This is a genomic window from Tibeticola sediminis (assembly GCF_003843835.1).
Classification (GTDB): Bacteria; Pseudomonadota; Gammaproteobacteria; order Burkholderiales; family Burkholderiaceae_C; genus Tibeticola; species Tibeticola sediminis.
On sequence record NZ_RKQL01000008.1, the window covers coordinates 23,876 to 41,097 of the forward strand.

The 17,222-nt window shown below is 65.5% G+C and carries 15 protein-coding genes; 1 reads left to right on the plus strand and 14 read right to left on the minus strand.

The window, feature by feature from the left end; all coding sequences use genetic code 11:
• Nucleotides 1-17 precede the first annotated feature (17 nt).
• The 5 genes from EDC62_RS12715 to cydP all read right to left on the minus strand — a co-directional run bounded on the left by EDC62_RS12715 (nt 18) and on the right by cydP (nt 5,353).
• Nucleotides 18-719: a cytochrome b/b6 domain-containing protein gene (locus EDC62_RS12715; RefSeq protein WP_124224199.1), complete on the minus strand. Its 702-nt coding sequence runs from the start codon at nt 717-719 to the stop codon at nt 18-20.
• 21 nt (nt 720-740) lie between these two features.
• Nucleotides 741-2,375, minus strand: coding sequence for a tetrathionate reductase family octaheme c-type cytochrome (locus tag EDC62_RS12720; RefSeq protein ID WP_245968879.1), 1,635 nt, complete (start codon nt 2,373-2,375; stop codon nt 741-743).
• Nucleotides 2,376-2,448: 73 nt separating this feature from the next.
• Nucleotides 2,449-3,585 (minus strand): cytochrome d ubiquinol oxidase subunit II, encoded by a 1,137-nt coding sequence (gene cydB / locus EDC62_RS12725; RefSeq protein WP_124224200.1) that lies wholly within the window; start codon nt 3,583-3,585, stop codon nt 2,449-2,451.
• Nucleotides 3,586-3,603: 18 nt separating this feature from the next.
• Nucleotides 3,604-5,175, minus strand: coding sequence for a cytochrome ubiquinol oxidase subunit I (locus EDC62_RS12730; protein WP_124224201.1), 1,572 nt, complete (start codon nt 5,173-5,175; stop codon nt 3,604-3,606).
• Between the two features lies 1 nt (nt 5,176).
• Entirely contained in the window at nt 5,177-5,353 is a 177-nt protein-coding gene (gene cydP, locus EDC62_RS13055) for a cytochrome oxidase putative small subunit CydP (protein WP_170159078.1), read from the minus strand.
• 203 nt (nt 5,354-5,556) lie between these two features.
• Here cydP and EDC62_RS12735 point away from each other — a divergent pair, with 203 nt between their 5' ends.
• Nucleotides 5,557-6,936: a sigma-54 interaction domain-containing protein gene (locus EDC62_RS12735; RefSeq protein WP_124224202.1), complete on the plus strand. Its 1,380-nt coding sequence runs from the start codon at nt 5,557-5,559 to the stop codon at nt 6,934-6,936.
• Between the two features lie 103 nt (nt 6,937-7,039).
• Here the strand turns inward: EDC62_RS12735 and EDC62_RS12740 are convergent, their stop codons facing one another.
• The 9 genes from EDC62_RS12740 to EDC62_RS12780 all read right to left on the minus strand — a co-directional run bounded on the left by EDC62_RS12740 (nt 7,040) and on the right by EDC62_RS12780 (nt 17,190).
• Nucleotides 7,040-7,654, minus strand: coding sequence for a class I SAM-dependent methyltransferase (locus EDC62_RS12740; RefSeq protein ID WP_124224203.1), 615 nt, complete (start codon nt 7,652-7,654; stop codon nt 7,040-7,042).
• A 5-nt stretch (nt 7,655-7,659) separates the two neighbouring features.
• Nucleotides 7,660-9,015: a DUF3422 family protein gene (locus tag EDC62_RS12745; RefSeq protein ID WP_124224204.1), complete on the minus strand. Its 1,356-nt coding sequence runs from the start codon at nt 9,013-9,015 to the stop codon at nt 7,660-7,662.
• Nucleotides 9,016-9,289: 274 nt separating this feature from the next.
• The gene (locus EDC62_RS12750; RefSeq protein ID WP_124224205.1) at nt 9,290-9,646 is read right to left on the minus strand and encodes a metal-sensing transcriptional repressor; all 357 of its coding nucleotides are present in this window, start codon (nt 9,644-9,646) and stop codon (nt 9,290-9,292) included.
• A 6-nt stretch (nt 9,647-9,652) separates the two neighbouring features.
• Nucleotides 9,653-10,660, minus strand: coding sequence for an SLAC1 family transporter (locus EDC62_RS12755; protein WP_124224206.1), 1,008 nt, complete (start codon nt 10,658-10,660; stop codon nt 9,653-9,655).
• A 43-nt stretch (nt 10,661-10,703) separates the two neighbouring features.
• Nucleotides 10,704-11,150 carry an OsmC family protein gene (locus EDC62_RS12760; RefSeq protein ID WP_124224207.1) on the minus strand — a complete coding sequence of 149 codons (447 nt, stop codon included), beginning with the start codon at nt 11,148-11,150 and terminating at the stop codon, nt 10,704-10,706.
• Between the two features lie 20 nt (nt 11,151-11,170).
• The gene (locus tag EDC62_RS12765) at nt 11,171-11,392 is read right to left on the minus strand and encodes a YgaP family membrane protein (protein ID WP_124224208.1); all 222 of its coding nucleotides are present in this window, start codon (nt 11,390-11,392) and stop codon (nt 11,171-11,173) included.
• Between the two features lie 30 nt (nt 11,393-11,422).
• A complete protein-coding gene (locus EDC62_RS12770; protein ID WP_124224209.1) occupies nt 11,423-12,715 on the minus strand; it encodes an NAD(P)/FAD-dependent oxidoreductase in 1,293 nt (430 codons plus the stop codon).
• A 66-nt stretch (nt 12,716-12,781) separates the two neighbouring features.
• Entirely contained in the window at nt 12,782-16,078 is a 3,297-nt protein-coding gene (locus tag EDC62_RS12775) for an efflux RND transporter permease subunit (protein ID WP_124224210.1), read from the minus strand.
• Between the two features lie 17 nt (nt 16,079-16,095).
• On the minus strand, nt 16,096-17,190 hold the full coding sequence (locus EDC62_RS12780) for an efflux RND transporter periplasmic adaptor subunit (protein WP_124224211.1): 1,095 nt from the start codon (nt 17,188-17,190) through the stop codon (nt 16,096-16,098).
• Nucleotides 17,191-17,222: the final 32 nt, after the last annotated feature.

Genomic DNA, 17,222 nt, shown 5'->3' on the forward strand with positions numbered 1-17,222 from the left:
GAGCGCGCCAGAGGAAGTCAGGCCAAACCCGCCGGCTTGGCCGGCTCGGCATGGGCACCCTCGTCTTCCTCCCAGCCGGTGATCATGGCCTTGATGTGGGCTGTGAGCGTGTGGCCGGTGGTGGTGAGGTAGACGTGCACGATGACGAAGGCCAGCATCATGAAAGCGCCGGCCGTGTGCGCCCAAGCGATGGTCTGCAGTGAGAACCAGCGGTCCAGGCCGAGTTGCGGCCAATAGGCGCGAAACAGGTAGATCAGGCCGGAGACCCAGATCAGCGGCGAAATCATCGCCAGCAAGGCCAGGTAGGCCAGCCGCTGCAAGGGGTTGTGCTTCTTTTGCACCGTTTTCTTGAACGGGTGCGGTGCGCCGCGGAACATGCCCCAGGCGTAGTACTGCGCCATGGCCAGCACCTTCTTGTGCGTGGGCAGGTACTGGCGCCATTCGCCGGTGGTGAACTGCCAGAAGATGGTGAAGGCCCACAGCGTCAGCAGCGCCCAGGCGGCCAGCGTGTGCAGCCGCACCGCAGGTTCGAAACCAAGCAGTTGGTAACTGCCGTGGACCTCAAAGCCCGTCAAGAGCATGGTCAGCACCAGCAGCGCCTGCGACCAGTGCCAGAAACGTTCGTAGCGCTTGTAGATATAGATCCGTCCGGACTGGGGCGCGACAGTTGCGGCCGCGCTGTGGCCGGCGGTTTCCAGTTCGGTCGATTGGATGCTCATGCGGCCTCCTTTTTTTGATATTCAGTGCGCACGTCCCGAGCGCAGGTGCGTGACCACGCGCGCGCCGCCATGAATCAGCACGCCGGCCACCACGGCTGCGACGGCCAGCCAGCCCAGACGGTCGATCCAGGGATGGTGGTCGCGTGCCGGCAGGTACACACCCGGCAGGTCACCGAGTCGGCTTTGCGCCGGCGCGCTGTGGCACGACGCGCAGGCCACCGCATTCTTGGCGGGTGCGACCATGTGCGTGATGGGCCAGAACATCTCGGTCTTGACAAAACCGTACTGACCCGAAAACTCGGTGCCCGTGGCTTCGGCCCCCGCCTTGAGCGCCTTGGGCCAATCAAAGTTGAACCAGAAGGCCGTGTCGTCGGGGGTTGCGGTATGCGGCACGAGCAGTTTGTTCGTGACCTTGTCGTACGGCTGCGCGCCCCGGAAATGCTTCACCGGCCAGATCCGCGCCTTGGGGTCTTCTGGGCTCCCCTCGAAGTGGTTGATTTGGACCACTTGGGTGGGGTCGATCGTGTCTTGCTGCAAGGTGTACCGAACCTTGCCGTTGAACCAGACATACTCCGGAACGACATGCTCGCCGTACTTGAAGTCGCCCTTGCGACTGTCATAGATGGCATGACCGTGTTCGTCCTTGACCAACATCGGCTTGCCCTGGGCGTCGAGCTTGCCTGCGGTGGACCAGTCCCAGAACATCTTGGTCGGAACCCCTCCACGGGCGAACTCAGGCACATGACAAGCTTGGCACGCGAGCTTGCTCGTGTGGTTGTTCAGCCGCTCGATGGAAAGCAGGCTTTCCTTGTGTGGCTTGTCACCGTGGCAGCTTTGGCAGGTGGCCGCATTGCGGCCGGCGTGTACGGTGTCGCCACGCAGCAGGGGGCCGTGCGGGTCGGACGCGGTAACCGAAATGCGGCTGCCGGCGATCTTGTGGCCGTCGGCTTCGTGGCAAGTGGCGCAGGCAAACCCAGCGCCACCCTTGGCCTTGCTGGCCATGTGCACGTCGAGTTCGCGGTCGGCCGTGTTCAAGGACGAATCGAGGTCGCCGTGCTTGACGCCGTCGCCCCCGCCGCCGTTGTAGTGGCAGGTGCCACAGGTTTGCACGCTGGTCTTGCCGACGTACTGCGCGACCTTGGCCAGGTCGACCGGGTCGAGGTACTTTCCCGAGCCGGGCGGGTATTCCATGCGGGTGGTCGGCACTTCGCCAGCCAGGCCGGCGGGCTTCTTGTAGCCCCCCGTGTTGTGGCAAACCAGGCAATCGACTTTCTGCTGGGCATGGAAGTCGAAGCTCGCATCCTTCCATCCGTAGCCGATGTGGCAGGAGTTGCAGAAGGCTTCGTTGGAGCGGTCGCCGATGCAGAAGCTGTTGAGCATGGTTTTCTTGCCCAGCTTCTGCCCGGTGTCGGGGTTGGTGTATTCCCAGGTCCAGTGGCGGGTCTCCATGACCTGTTTGGCGGCCTGGTTGTGGCAGCTCAGGCAGGCCTTGGTGACTTCCTCACCGCTGGCAAAAGGCCCTTTGAGCTCCTTGAACTGGCTGTGGTCCGCGGTGCTCTTGCCCGCCCAGGCCACCGCGGCGGCCAGCGCGGCAGCCCCCAGCGCGGCACCACGCAGCCAGCGGCCCAACCGCATCGATACTCTCGCGTGTTGCATGCCCCGTGTCTCCTCTGACGTCGTCCCTGGCACCGATGATGGGTGGCCCGTGAGCGTCGACCCTAGACTTTTGTCAATAGGCCACATGCTCGTTGTCGCGAATCTGCTGCTCGGTGACCTTGCCGCGCATGACGCGGTAGGCCCAGCCCGTGTAGAGGATGATGATGGGCATGAAGATCAAGGTGGCATAGAACATGATGGCGAGCGTCAGGTGGCTCGAGACGCTGTCCCACACCGTGAGGCTGGCCGCGAGTTGCGTCGAGGACGGCATGACGAACGGGAACATGGACGCGCCCGCGGTACCGATGACCCCCACGATGGCCAGCGACGAGGCCACGAAGGCCGAGAGGGTGCGCCGCGCGCGCATGAGCACCACCGCGGCCAGCGCCCCTACGACGCCCAGCGCCGGCAGCAGCCAGAGCAGCGGCTGGCGGCCGTAGTTGGCCATCCAGGCGCCGGCTTCGCGCACCACCGTCTTGCTCATCGGGTTGGGCAAAGCAGCCGGATCGACCACGGAGCTGATGCGATAGCCGGGAATGCTCTGCAGCCAGAAGCCCGCGGCAATGAAGGCCACGACCATGACGATGCCCGCAATCGTGCCGGCGCGGATGGTGCGCGCCTGGATCGCGCCCTCGGTGCGGTGCGCGAGGTAGGTCGCGCCCTGCAGGGTGATCATGGCACTGCTGACCACGCCGGCAAGCAAGGCGTAGGGGTTGAGCAAAGCCCAGAAGCTGCCGGTGTAGGTGGAAATCAGATACTCGTCGAACTGGAAGGGCACACCTTGCAGCAGGTTGCCAAAGGCCACGCCGAAGATGACCGGCGGAATGAAGCCGCCGACGAACAGGCCCCAATCCCAGGTGGCGCGCCAGGTGGCGTTGTGGATTTTGCTGCGGTAGTCAAAGCCCACCGGCCGGAAGAACAGCGCCCAGAGCACCGCCAACATGGCCCAGTAAAAGCCGCTGAACGCGGTGGCGTACACCAGCGGCCAGGCCGCGAAGATGGCGCCGCCGCCGGTGATGAACCAGACCTGGTTGCCGTCCCAGTGCGGCCCGACGGTGTTGATGACGACGCGGCGCTCGGTGTCGCCCTTGCCGACGAAGGGCAGCAAGGTGCCCACGCCCATGTCGTGGCCGTCCATGATTGCGAAGCCCACGAGCAGCACGCCCACGAGCAGCCACCAGATGATTTTGAGGGTTGGATAGTCCAGCATGTCGTTCTCCCGTGGGGTTCAGGCGGCGGCCGTCGCGCCGTGGTGGGCTTCGTTCGTGTAGCGGCCGGTGCCCAGGCTGCCCGGTCCCATCTTGGCGAACTTGACCATCAGGTACATCTCGACGATCAGCAGCAAGGTGTAGAAGCCCACGAAGCCGGCGAGCGAGCCGTAGAGGCTGGTGACGCTCAGCGTCGAGACCGACAGATGCGTGGGCAACACGCCATAGATGGTCCAGGGCTGGCGGCCGTATTCGGCGACGAACCAGCCAAGTTCACAGGCGATCCAGGGCGCGGGCAGCATCACCAGCGCCCACTTGAGCAGCCAGGGTCGCTTGCCACACTCGAGCTTGAGCGTGCACCAGAAGGCAGTACCAAAGAGCGCGAGCATGAGGAAGCCCAGGCCGACCATGATGCGGAAGCTCCAGAACATGGGCGTGACGCGCGGGACAGTGTCGTCCACGGCGCGCTGGATGATCTCGGGTGTCGCCTGGCGCACGTCGGTGACGTATTTGCGCAGCAGGAGACCGAAGCCCAGATCGGCTTTGTGCGCCTCGAACAGCGCGCGCGCAGCCGCGTCGTTGCGGTCTTTGCGCAGGGCTTCGAGCGCGGTCACCGCGTGGATGCCGCTTTCGATGCGCTCGCGGTTCTTGGCCTTGATTTCCGCAATGCCCGGGATGGTCTTGGTGACCGAGCGCGTGCCGATCAAGCCCATGACGTAGGGAATTTCGATCGACCAATCGTTTTTCTGCGCCTGCTCGTTGATGCCCGCGACGAGGTTGAAGCTCGCGGGTGCGGGCTCGGTCTCCCACATGGCTTCGATCGCGGCCATCTTGGTCTGCTGCGCTTCGCCGACGGTATAGCCCGATTCGTCACCGAGCACGATGACGCTGAGCACCGATGCAAGCCCGAAGGCTGCAGCGACGCGGAAGCTGCGTTTGGCGAATTCGACGTCACGGCCCCTGAGCAGGTAGTAACTCGAGATCGAGAGCACGAACATCGCGCCGGTGACATAGCCGGCCGAGACGGTGTGCACGAACTTCGCCTGCGCATCGGGGTTGAAGAGCACGGCCCAGAAGTCCGTCATCTCCATGCGCATGGTGTCGAAGCTGAACTCGGCGCCCATCGGGTTTTGCATCCAGCCGTTGGCGATCAAAATCCACAGCGCCGAAAGATTGGTGCCCAGCGCCATGAGGATGGTGACCAGCAGGTGCTTAGGCTTGGAGAGGCGATCCCAGCCGAAGAAGAACAGGCCGATCATCGTGGACTCAAGAAAGAAGGCCATGAGTCCTTCGATCGCCAGCGGCGCGCCGAAGATGTCGCCCACGTAGTGCGAGTAGTAGGCCCAGTTGGTGCCGAACTGGAATTCGAGCGTGATACCGGTGGTCACGCCCAGCGCAAAGTTGATGCCAAAGAGCTTGCCCCAGAAGCGGGTCATGTCTTTCCAGACGACGTTGCCGGTCATCACGTAAACGCTCTCCATGATGACGAGTAACCACACCATGCCCAGCGTCAGCGGCACAAACAGGAAGTGGTAGAGGGCTGTCGCCGCAAATTGCAGCCGCGACAGATCCACCAGTTGTTCGGATATCACGTCACTTCTCCTTTTCTTCGCTGTTGCCCGGCCCGAGCAACTGGGTGGCCACGCCGGCCTCTGGCGGCGCGACGCGGTACTCGCGCACGAACACCCACCACAGCGCCACCAGCACAGCCAGCTTGATCACCAGCACGACGGCCAGCTTGCGCACCAGGGTTCGGTCTTGGAGGTTCATGGCACGGGGACCTTTCGTAATCATCGAAGCAATCTTCATGCCAATGACTCGGAAGCGAGCAGACCACCGTTCGCCTAGGGTTTTCCCTGGGAAGGGCAGCCGACCTGTCCCTGACAGCCCTGGGGACAAACCGCCGCAAAGGCTGCCAAAAAACTGCCAAACTGCCACAATGGCAGCCAAACCCTTCCACGCTTGCGCCGCCCATGAAGCCCTATGCCGAACTCACCAGCTTTCTTGATCAGCAGAGCGAGCCCTACATCCTGTTCGACGGCGACTACCGCATCCTCGCCGCCAACGCGGCTTATCGAATGCTGTTCAGTCCCGAACAAAGCGTGGTCGGGCGCAAGTGTTACGAGGTTTCACACCGCTACACCACGCCCTGCGACCAAAACGGCGAGACCTGCCCACTGGCGCGCGCACGAGCCTCGGGGCAGCGGGAGCGGGTGCTGCATCTGCACCACACACCGCGCGGCGAGGATTACGTCCAGATCGAACTGACCCCGCTGCGCGACGCGGCCGGCACGCTGCAGCTCTACGCCGAAAAAATGGAGCCGCTGCGCCAAAGCTATCGCGCCGCGTCTCCAAACGGGCCCGAGTTGATCGGCCGCTCGCCGGCGTTTTCGGCCATGCTTGCGCTGGTGGCGCGCGTGGGTCCGTCGATGGCCACCGTGCTGTTGCTGGGCGAATCGGGCACCGGCAAGGAACTCGTCGCGCGCGCGGTGCACGAGGCGAGTCCGCGCGCTGCGCGGCCACTCGTCGCGGTGGACTGTTCGAGCTTGCCCGAAACCCTCTTCGAGTCCGAACTGTTCGGCCACGAACGGGGCGCCTTCACCGGCGCGCATGCCGCCCGCGCCGGCCTGGTCGAAGCGGCCAGTGGCGGCACGCTGTTCCTCGACGAAGTGGGCGACATACCGCTGTCGATGCAGGTCAAGCTGCTGCGCCTGCTCGAGACCGGCACCTACCGGCGCGTGGGCAGCACCGAACTGCGCCGGGCCGACATCCGCGTCGTCTCCGCGACGCACCGCGATCTCACGGCCATGGTCGCCGATGGGCGCTTTCGCGAAGACCTGTATTTCCGGCTCAGCACCTTTCCGATCCGGCTGCCGCCGCTGCGCGAGCGCCTCGAGGACATCGCGCTGCTGGCCCCCGCATTGCTGCAACGGGTGGCGCCCGAGCGCAAGCTCGAGCTCGCGCCCGCGGCGCTGACCCTGCTGCAAAGCCAGCCCTGGCCCGGTAACGTGCGCGAACTGCGCAACCTGTTGGAGCGTGCCGCCCTACTCTGCGACGGCTCCGTGATCGAAGCGAGCCATGTCGCGCAAGCACTGTCCGTGAATCAGCCGATCCACCCGGCCGCGTCTCGCCTACCGGCCGCCACAGCGGACGCGGACGCGGATCGAGCCGCCGCTGGTCCAGAGGCAACGATCAACACCCTGCCGTTGCCTGAGCTCGAACTCGAGGTCTTGCGACAACGGCTGGCCCGCCACCGCGGCAGCCGCGCCGCCTTGGCCGCCGAACTGGGCATCAGCGAGCGCACGCTCTACCGCCGGCTGCGCGCCCTGGAAGCGCGAGCTGCGGGCCGGTGACGCCGGGAATTCAACTCGACCGAAATCCTACTTTTGTAGCGCAACCTGACCGTTTCAGGCTGGCATACGGCAAATTCCCTCTGAAAAAACCAGGACGAGAGGCTCAGCGCCGCCGCCCCACCCAGCGCGTCACATGCGCTCGGCCCTGATGGCCCGGACCTTCGGAGAGTTCGACGATGCCATCCCAGCGCAGCACGGGCTCGAGCCTAGCTTCGAAATCGGCGTCGAGCAGCGCCGGCGTGTAGAGCATGTCCAGATCCTTCGGGCCGCCGCTGTCGAAAGCGAGCTGGGCTGGGTGAAAGGCTTCCAGGATCAGCCAGCCACCCGGGCGCAAGCCCGCGGCCAAGCGCTGGTGCGCGCTGCGGCGGAAACTCGCGGGCAGGTGCACGTACACCAAGGCCAGCGCGTCGTAGGCTTCGGGCGGCGGCGCCCAGTTCGCGAGGTCGGCATGAACCGTCTGCACCGCCACGCCGTGCTGCGCCGCGAGCGCCTGGGTCTTTTGCAGCCCTACGGTGGAATAGTCCACCGAAGTCACCCGATGGCCTTGCCGCGCCAGCCACACGCCGTTGCGGCCCTCGCCGTCGCCCGGCACCAGCACCTCGGCCGGCGCGCGCAGGCGCTCGGCGGCTTGTGCCCGCAAAAACGCATTGGGCTCGGTGCCGTATTTGTAGTCAGGGCCGGCAAAGCGCTCGTCCCAGGGGTTGGCAGGGGTGTTCATGAGTGTCATTCGTTCGCGTGGATCTTCGCGTGGATGCGCCGGGTCGTGCGCCACACCGCCCACCAGACGAGCGGGATCAGCGCGCCGGCCGCGAGTTCCGGGTTGATGGGCACGCCCGCACCCTTGAGGGCCTTGCCGCCATAGAGCAGCAGGCTCACCACGTAATACGAAATCGCCGCGATCGACAAGCCCTCGACGGTCGACTGCAGCCGCAGCTGGAGCTCCTGCCCGCGCGTGAGCTTGGCCAGCAGCTGCTGGTTTTGCGCCTCGCGGGCGATGTCGACGCGGGTGCGCAGCAGGGCGCTGGCGCGCGCGATGCGCTCGGAAAGCGAAGCCAGCCGCTGGGCGGTTGCGGCCACCGTGGCCATGGCAGGCGACAGGCGGCGCTGCATGAACTCGCCCAGAGTCTGCGTGCCGGGAATCGGCTGCTCGCGCAGCTCGGCAAGGCGTTGTTTGACCAGCTCGTAATAAGCCGAAGTTGCGGAAAAACGGTACGCATGTTCGGCCGTCGCGCGCTCGATGCGTGTGGCCTGCGCGACCAGCGCGTCGAGCAACTGCTGGTCATCGACCGCCTTGGCTTCGAGCTGCGCCGTGATCTCCGCCAGCGCGCGCTCGGTTTCGCCGAGCATGGGCGTGAGCGCCTTGGCCACCGGCAAGCCGCGCAACGCCATGATGCGGTAGGTCTCGATCTCGAGCAGACGCCCGGAAATCCGACCCACGCGCGTTTCCGACGTGCCCGGCGGACAGACCGCCAGCATGCGTTCGAATCCGCTCGGACGTATCGTCAGGTCCGTCACCACGAGCGAGGCGCCCTCCTTGCCCACGAGCGAAGCCACCACGGCATGGCCGCCGAACCAGGCACGCGCGCGCTCGAGCGTCTGCGCAACGGGCTCGATCGGCTCCGAAACCATGGCCAGCTTGATCGCCGCAAGCGTGCGCCCAGGAATGCTCGCCAGCCACTGTGGGTCGACCCGCACCGCGGGGAACAGCTCGGGCTCGACACTGCCCAGCCCCGCGTGCGGCGGCAGCGGCTGCACGATCGAATAGCGGCTGAACTCGGTATGGCGCTCCCACTTGACCGTATAGCCATCCAGACGCAGGCGCAGGAAATTGCCTTGCATCGCGTCGAGCGGCAACTCCGCCTGCCCGGGCAGCTCGCGCAAATGCGCCCATTCTTCTTCCCGTCGGACGCCCTCGTTCGCCACCGCCACATACACCACCAGAGCGGGCAGCCGTATCCGTGCCGGCGGGCGCGCATGCACCTCGTCGTGCAGCACGCGGCGCTGCGGGTCTTCGGGTGGAAGTCGCTCGGCAAGCGCCGCTGCCGCGCGCGCTGCCTCAGGGTAGGAGCTCGTGGTCATGGTCATGAGTGTAGAAGGGCTCCGTCAAGAGGTGAACGACCTTTGCGCCCAAAACCGGTGGAGCATCCAGACCGTGCCTCCCGTTCAGCGCCGTCCACGGCTGGATGGAGGCTCAGAGGCTGAGAGGGAATTGGGCGTGCCCGAAGGGGCGCTCCAAAACGCGCCCGAGTAGGCGCAAAGCACAGCCGTAGCTCGGGCTACGGCGCGCATTTGCAACGCCCTCGGGCGTGTTTTGGGGCGTCAAAGCGGGCATGCCCAATTCCCTCTCAGCCTCTCAGCCCCGTCGGGCCAACATCTGTTCGAGTTCGCCCAGAAGCAGCGGCAAGCGGCTGCGCAGGGCATCGTCACTCTCGGTCAACTCCGCTGAAATCTCCTGCTGCAACAGGCAGACCGTCATGTGCACGAATGCGTTGTCGAGCGCCCGGCGAACCGCCGAGAATTGCTGCGCCACCTTGCCGCAATCCTCTCCGCGTTCGATCATGCCTTGGATGCCGCGCAGCTGCCCTTCGGCCCGGCGCAAGCGGTTGAGCAAGTCGTGGCGGACATCGGGCGAATCCAGACCCCCAGGCGCAGCCGCGTGCACCGCGCCGCCGGCATTCAAAGACCCCGTCCGTTCAGGCTGTGCCGCCATGACCCATCAGGACTGAGCCGGCGCGACCTGCATCGACGCCACGGGCTCGGGTGCCAACAGGCTGCCTTCCCGCAAGCCTTTGACCGTGGCCAGGATCAACCACACGATCACCAAGGTCGCCAAGGCAAGGCTCAGCAACACCATGGTCTGGAACGAGCCCGAGGCATGCGCGGTCAGCCGCAGGCCGAGTGCGGCGAAGGCCGCCAGCGGGAACGACAGGCCCCAGAACATCAAACCAAACGGCTGATCGAGCATGCGCCGCACGGTGGTGGCCGACCAGAGCAAGAAAAACAGCGCGATGCCCCAGGCCATCCAGGCCCAAATCGGTGGGGCGCCGAATTGCAAGGCGTCCAAGCCGATGACCGCAGGCGGCGCCACCGTGATGAAGGTGGTCGGCAGCAAACGCTCTGGCCAAATGCCGCTGACCGCGAGCCGCACCACGAGCAGGCTCAACACCACTGGCCACAAGAACAGGCCCACGCCAAACTGCAGTTGTGCCCAGGTTCCGAAACCCAAGGCCGGACCGGCCAAGCCTGTCACCACGTTCCCGACCACCGGCACGAACAAAGCGGGCGTCACCCCCGCCCAGAAAGCCGGCCCCGACACACCGGGCCGCAGCCAGCGCCCGAGCACCCACACCGTGACCGCGAACTGCCAGGCCGAGCCCAGCGCCCACAGCCCGCCGAGCAACGGATCGGGCCCGATCAAGGCCGTGCCGACGGTTGCGAGCAAGATGAGCGACACCGGCATCGCCGCCACCATGACATGCCGCACCGGGTGTTTGAGGTCTTCCGCCCAGGCCTGCGGGTAGCGGCGCCAGCGTATGAAGGACAAGACGGCCAGCACCACAGCGACGGTGGCCGCAAGCCCCGCGAGCACCAGCGCCCCGGCGCCGGCGAGCTCACCAAACAGCGGCGCCGCGCGCAGCCACGCGAGCGCCAGACCACACAGGCCCATCACCAGGACGAACCAGCCGGGAGCGAGAAACTTGAGCGGGGTGCTGGAGGTATTCATGCCATGGAACCTCGGAATTGAAGATCGTGCCGATCACCGCCGATCATTTGAGCTTCACACCTTCACTGTCGAAGACTTCAACCTCGATCGGCACCGCCTGCCCGATGGTCTGCGCCACCGTGCAAAAGGCTTCGAACTGCGCCAGCACCCGGTCGAGATGTTCGAGCGTGGCCGCAGGCACCCCGAGCGTGATCGCCGCGTGCATGGCCTGCACGCGAAGCCTGCCCTGTTCGTTGCGTCCAATCTCGGCACGCATCCGGCAGCGGATCGGCTCGGGCGCCTGTTTGAACTTGCGCAGCGCAAACAGCAAGGAGTCGCACAGACAGTTGCCCGCGGCTGCGCACAGCAGTTGCACCGGCGTCGGACCGAGGCCGGTGCCGAGTGGCACCGACTCGTCGGTCGTCAGCACCGGCACCGAGCCGCCAAAGTCCACATCGAAGCGGTAGTCCTGCCGCTGGCTCAGCGTGATTTCGACGGTTTTTTCACTCATGGTGCGCTCCAGGGTGCCGATCAGGCGCCGCAGCCTTTGCCTTCGGGCACGCCGAGCTTCTTGAGGATGCTCGCAAGCGGGCAGAAGTTCGTGAACCCGAACTGGAACAGGTTCAGGCCCACGAAGGCCGTGAACGCGAGCGCCCACTTGCTCACAAACAAGGGGCTGCCCTCCACGCCGAGCGCGAGCGAGATCAGGATGAACAGGCCAGCAAAGATGCGGATGTAGCGTTCAACGGTCATGGTCGGACTCCTCCAAAACAACAAAAACAATCAGTGCTTCTCGTGCAGGCGCACGATACCGAGCGCCTTGAGCACGTATTTCTCGTAGACCGGCTCGGAATTGCCGGTCTTCATCTTGCGCATGAAATACTTCTCGAAGGCAATCTTGGCCAAGTGCACCCACTTGCCCTTCTTGAACCAGTTCACGTTGCGCGGCGGGATTTGCGGCAGCGCCACGAACGCGGCCCCGTCGTCGCCCATGTCGGCCAGGCAGATCGCATTCCAGGTGCCCTTGGCCGTCGCCGGCTTGCCCGCCAGCTCATCGGCGATGTTGTGGCAAATGGCGGTCACCATGGTTTCGATCATGTAGCCGGTCTTGGGTGCACCAGTCGGCACCGGCGTGACTTCGACCGGGGGAATCGCCACGCACACGCCCGCCGAGAAGATGTTGCGGTACTTCTTGCTGCGCTGGTATTCGTCGATGAGCACGAAGCCGCGCGGGTTGCAGAGTTCGGGCACCGCGGCCACTGCATCGACGCCCTTGAACGCAGGCAGCATCATCGAGAGCTTGAACGGCACCTCGTGTTCCTTGACGACGTTTCCGTGGTCATCGAGCTGTGTGGTGTAGAGCTTGCCCGCCTCGACCTTGGTGGTCTTGCCGTTGGTGATCCACTTGATGTCGTGGTTGCGCATCTCCGACTCCATCAGCGACTTGGAGTCACCCACGCCGCCCAGCCCCAAGTGGCCGATATAGGGCTCACTCGTCACGAAGGTCATCGGCACCTTGTGGCGGAGCTTGCGCTTGCGCAGGTCGGCATCGACGATGAAGGCAAATTCGTAGGCCGGGCCAAAGCAGCTGGCCCCGGGCATGGCGCCGATGACGATGGGGCCAGGATTCTTCAAAAACTCCTGGTAGTCGCGCCAGAAGGCCTCGGCATGATCGACCGTGCACACCGAGTGCGTGTGGCCGCCGTGCGGGCCGGCACCGGGCACTTCGTCGAAGCTGAGCTTCGGCCCGGTGGTGATGACGAGGTAGTCATAAGCCAGTTCCTGCTCATCGGGCGTGCCACCGGCGAGCACGAGCTTGTTGCCCTCGGCGTCGATCTTCGTGACCGTCTTGGCGATGAAGTGGATGCCCTTGCGCTCGAGCAGCGGGCGGATTTGCAGAATGATCTCCTCGCGCTTGCGCCAGCCCACCGCAATCCACGGGTTCGAAGGCACGAACTGAAAGTAGTCCAGGGCGCTGACCACCGTGACGGTGTGCTCCTTGGAAAGGATTGCGCGCATCTCGTAGGCAGCGGGCATGCCGCCGATGCCAGCACCCATGATGACGATGTGGGCCATTGTTGTCTCCTGTCGTTGAGTCAAGGTTGAAAAAACATGCCGGGGCTCGCTCCGTCTGGTGCGGATTCAGCTTGCGGCATGGCGATGCCGGTACATCGCGAAATAAAGCACCGGAATGACCACCAGCGTGAGCAAGGTGGATACGAAAATGCCAAAAATCAGTGAGATGGCGAGGCCGTTGAAGATCGGGTCATCGAGGATGAAGAAGGCCCCGATCATCGCGGCGAGCCCGGTGAGCGCGATCGGCTGCGCACGCACCGAAGCCGAGTTGATCACCGCCTGCGCGAACGGCACGCCCTGCGCGACCTGCAGGTCGATGAAGTCCACCAGCAAAATGGAGTTGCGCACGATGATGCCGGCGAGCGCGATCATCCCAATCATGCTGGTCGCCGTGAACTGCGCCCCGAGCAAGGCGTGTCCCGGCATGACGCCGATCATGGTCAAAGGAATCGGCGCCATGATGACGAGCGGCGTCAAATAGCTCTTGAACTGCGCGACCACCAGCAGATAGATCAGCACCAGCCCCACCGCATAGGCCGCGCCCATGTCGCGGAAGGTTTCATACGTGATCTGCCACTCGCCGTCCCACTTGATCGCGTACTCGCGGAAGGTGTCGGCCGGCTGGCGGATCCAGTATTCGCCCAGCGGCCCAGCGTTGGGCAGTTGTGCCGCCGCCAGATGGGGGCGAATCGCAAACAGGCCGTAGAGCGGTGAGTCGAGCCGTCCGGCCATGTCGCCGATGACGTAGCTGACGGGCTTGAGGTCCTTGGTGTAGAGCGGCTTGTCGATCACGCCCCGATCCACGCGCACGAGCTCGGACAGCGGCACCATTTTCCCGTTGGCTGCCTTCATGGGCAGAGCGAGCAAACTGTCGAGGCCGACCTGGTCCGCCAACGGCAGCCGCAGCGTCACCGGCACCGGATATTTCGATTGGCCATCGTGCAAATAGGCGGCGTCGACCCCGGACAAAGCCGCGTAGACGGTGCGCGCCACCGCTTCGACCGGGATCCCCAGCGACTCGGCGCGCTGGCGCCGCACGGTGATGTGGGCACGGGGCGCGTCTTCCTTCAGCGTGGTGTCGATGCCGACGATGTCGGGCGTCTGCGCAAAAGCTTCGCGGGCGATGCGCTCGGCGAGCGCTTGCCGGCCGGCTTCATCAGGCCCGTAGACCTCGGCGACGAGCGGACTCATCACCGGCGGGCCGGGCGGCACTTCGACGACCTTGATGCGCGCCTGGTGGCGCGCGCCGATGCGCTCGAGCTCGGGGCGCAAGCGCTGCGCGATCGCATGGCTCTTTTCGCTGCGATGGTGCTTGTCGACCAGGTTGACCTGAAGGTCCCCCTGTTCGGCGTCGGCGCGGAAATAGTATTGGCGCACGAGACCGTTGAAGGTGATCGGGCTTGCGGTGCCGGCATAGGCCTGCAGATCGACCACCTCGGGCTGCTGTGCCAGGAAGCTGCCGAGGTCGCGCAGGGCCGCTGCAGTGTCCTCGAGCGGCGTGCCCGCCGGCATGTCGACGACGACCTGGAACTCGCTCTTGTTGTCGAAGGGCAGCATCTTCAGCACCACCCACTGCACGACCGCCAGGCCAGCTGAGAGCATCAGCGCGACCAGGATGCCCGCGAGCATCAGCCAGCGTTTGCGCGCGCTCTCCAAAAAGGGCGTCAGCACGCGCGTGAAGAAGCGCTGCAGCATCGGGCCCAAGCCCTTGGGGTTGTCCGCGTGGGCACCCGACACATGGCTTTGAAGCAGGCTGCGCGCGAGCCAAGGCGTGACGCTGAAGGCGATCAGCAGCGAAATCGCCATGCCCATGCTGGCATTGATTGGGATGGGGCTCATGTACGGCCCCATGAGGCCGCTGACGAACGCCATCGGCAAGAGGGCTGCAATCACGGTCAGCGTCGCGAGGATGGTGGGGCCACCGACCTCGTCGACCGCAGCCGGGATGATCTCGGCCAGCGGCTTGTGCGGATCGAGTTGCTGATGCCGATGGATGTTTTCGACGACGACGATGGCGTCATCGACCAAGATGCCGATGGAGAAAATCAGCGCAAACAGCGACACTCGGTTCAGCGTGAAGCCCCAGGCCCAGCTGGCAAACAGCGTGGCAGTGAGCGTGAGGATGACCGCCGCGCCGACGATCACCGCCTCGCGCCGGCCCAGTGCCAGGCCGACGAGCAAAATCACCGAGGCGGTCGCAAACGCCAGCTTCTGGATCAGCTTGTTGGCCTTCTCCGCGGCCGTCACCCCGTAGTCCCGGCTGACGGTCACTTCGATGTTCGAAGGAATGACGGTGTTTCGTAGCGCATCCATGCGCTCGCGTGCCGCGCGTGCCACGTCGACCGCGTTTTCGCCGGGCTTCTTGGTCACCGTAATCGTGACCGCAGGATAGACACCGCCGGGCTGCAGCCCCGCGGTGCTTTCGGCCCCTTCCGAGGCGGCACCCACGGCCGCTTGGCCTGGGGTGTGCCAGACATAACGCTGGGGCAGTTGCGCGCCGGTTTCGATCTTGGCGACCTCGCGCAGGTACACGGGCTTGCCCTCGTGGACGCCGACGACCAGCGAGCCGATCTCTTGCTCGTTGCTGAGGAACTCGCCGGTTTCGACGCTCAGCATCTGCGGTTTGTTGGGCGCACTCGGGTCGATCACGGCGCCCGAGGGCATGCCGAAGTTGGCCGCCGAGAGGATTTGCTTGAGTGTGAGCACGTCGATGCCCCGCTCACGCAGCCGCGTCGGGTCGAGCCACACATGAACCGCGCGTCCCGGCCCGCCGATGGTCTGCACCTCGCGCGTGCCTTTGACGGACTTGAGCTCGAGTTCGACCGTGCGCGCCACCTGCTCGAGATCGACCGCTGCCGTGGCGTCACGACTCCACAGGGTCAGCGCCAGCACCGGAACGTCGTCGATGCCCTTGGGCTTGATGATGGGGGCGAGCGTGCCGAGGTCACGCGGCAGCCAATCCTGGTTGGCGTTGAGCACGTCATAGAGGCGCACCAGCGCTTCGGTGCGCGGCACGCCGACTTTGAACTGCACCGTCAACACCGCCAGGCCCGGCCGCGCCACCGAATAGGTGTGTTCGATGCCCGCGATCTGCGCCAGCACCTGCTCGGCCGGACGTGCCACCATGTTCTGCACGTCGGTGCTGCTGGCCCCGGGGAAGGGGATCAGCACGTTGGCCATGGTCACGTTGATCTGCGGCTCCTCTTCACGCGGCGTAACGAGGATCGCAAACAGCCCCAGCAACAAGGCCACCAGCGCGAGCAGCGGCGTAATCGCGTTGGCCTGGAACAACGCGGCCATGCGCCCCGAAATACCCAGGGACTGCGGCGCGACGACGGGCGAGGAGGACGGATGTTCGTTCATGGCGGATCGAAGCTCGCTCAACGGGCTGCGGCAGCCGCGGCGGGACGCGCACCTGCGAGCCCTGCGCGGACGGGATCGAGCGCCACCCGGTCGTCACGGCCGAGGCCGGCGAGCACTTCGATGCCCGCGGCCCCATGATCCGCGCCGAGTCGCACGGCTTTGAGCATGAAGCCCTGCTCCGTCGCGGTGTAGACACCCGTCAGTTCCCCCCGGCGCAAAACCGCCTGCGCGGGAATGACCAGACGCTCGGCGCTGCCGCCAACGAAGCGCACCCGCACCTGCTGCCCCGGCACGACCGCCGAGGCGGCCGCATCGGGCAGATCGAGCCGCCATTCGACCGTTTGCGCGACCGGATCGGCCGCGGGCAAAGCCGTGCGGCTGGTCGGCTCGATCCACGAGGTCGCGCCGCCTTTGGCCGTCGGCACTTGCACCTCGACCCGCGTGGCGCTGCGGGCCACCGCATCGAGCGAAGCGGGCACCTGCACCACGGCCCGTAGCGGGCGCGGCGCATACAAAACCAGCAACGGCCGCCCGGGAGCCGCGAGGTCGCCCGGATCGGCCAAGGTCTGCAGCACCCAGCCCTCATAAGGTGCCGTCACCCGCGTGTAGCCCTGGGCAAGACCGGCCTGCCGCAAGGCCGCGGCCGCCTGGTCGCGTCCGGCGAGGGCGGCTTTGTATTGCGCTTCGGCGGAGTCGAGCGCCGCCTGGCTCACGAAGCCCTTTTGGCGCAGCTCGGTGGTACGGTCGAATTGGGCCTTGGCGTTGCGCAAATCGGCCTCGGCCTGCGCGACCTGCGCCTGGCTGCGCTGGACCCCGGTTTGCGTCTCGCGGTCGTCGATGGTGGCCAGCACCTGCCCCGCCTTCACCCGATCCCCAGCCTTGACGAGCAGCGCCACGACGCGGCCCGCAGCCTGCGCCGCGATGGTGCTCTGACGCACGGGCTGGATGACGGCGTCGTATTCGATCCCGGTGGCCACTGGCTGCGGACGGACCTGAACGACTGGCACCTCGATGGCCGTAGCCGCCGCGGGCGCAGCCCACGCCCAAGGTGCCGCGGCCAGCGCCAACAGCACCGCAGAAAGCCGACGAACAGAAAACACGGACGGACGCATGAAACCTCCACTCTGAAGTTGCGGATGATAAA

Bases quoted from the DNA above. Each gene is read 5' to 3' on its own strand.
- EDC62_RS12715 (WP_124224199.1), bottom strand. From the start codon at position 719: ATGAGCATCCAATCGACCGAACTGGAAACCGCCGGCCACAGCGCGGCC.
- EDC62_RS12765 (WP_124224208.1), bottom strand. From the start codon at position 11,392: ATGACCGTTGAACGCTACATCCGCATCTTTGCTGGCCTGTTCATCCTG.
- EDC62_RS12780 (WP_124224211.1), bottom strand. From the start codon at position 17,190: ATGCGTCCGTCCGTGTTTTCTGTTCGTCGGCTTTCTGCGGTGCTGTTG.
- EDC62_RS12745 (WP_124224204.1), bottom strand. From the start codon at position 9,015: ATGACCACGAGCTCCTACCCTGAGGCAGCGCGCGCGGCAGCGGCGCTT.
- EDC62_RS12740 (WP_124224203.1), bottom strand. From the start codon at position 7,654: ATGAACACCCCTGCCAACCCCTGGGACGAGCGCTTTGCCGGCCCTGAC.
- cydP (WP_170159078.1), bottom strand. From the start codon at position 5,353: ATGAACCTCCAAGACCGAACCCTGGTGCGCAAGCTGGCCGTCGTGCTG.
- EDC62_RS12750 (WP_124224205.1), bottom strand. From the start codon at position 9,646: ATGGCGGCACAGCCTGAACGGACGGGGTCTTTGAATGCCGGCGGCGCG.
- EDC62_RS12770 (WP_124224209.1), bottom strand. From the start codon at position 12,715: ATGGCCCACATCGTCATCATGGGTGCTGGCATCGGCGGCATGCCCGCT.
- EDC62_RS12755 (WP_124224206.1), bottom strand. From the start codon at position 10,660: ATGAATACCTCCAGCACCCCGCTCAAGTTTCTCGCTCCCGGCTGGTTC.
- EDC62_RS12760 (WP_124224207.1), bottom strand. From the start codon at position 11,150: ATGAGTGAAAAAACCGTCGAAATCACGCTGAGCCAGCGGCAGGACTAC.
- EDC62_RS12735 (WP_124224202.1), top strand. From the start codon at position 5,557: ATGAAGCCCTATGCCGAACTCACCAGCTTTCTTGATCAGCAGAGCGAG.
- cydB (WP_124224200.1), bottom strand. From the start codon at position 3,585: ATGCTGGACTATCCAACCCTCAAAATCATCTGGTGGCTGCTCGTGGGC.
- EDC62_RS12775 (WP_124224210.1), bottom strand. From the start codon at position 16,078: ATGAACGAACATCCGTCCTCCTCGCCCGTCGTCGCGCCGCAGTCCCTG.
- EDC62_RS12720 (WP_245968879.1), bottom strand. From the start codon at position 2,375: ATGCAACACGCGAGAGTATCGATGCGGTTGGGCCGCTGGCTGCGTGGT.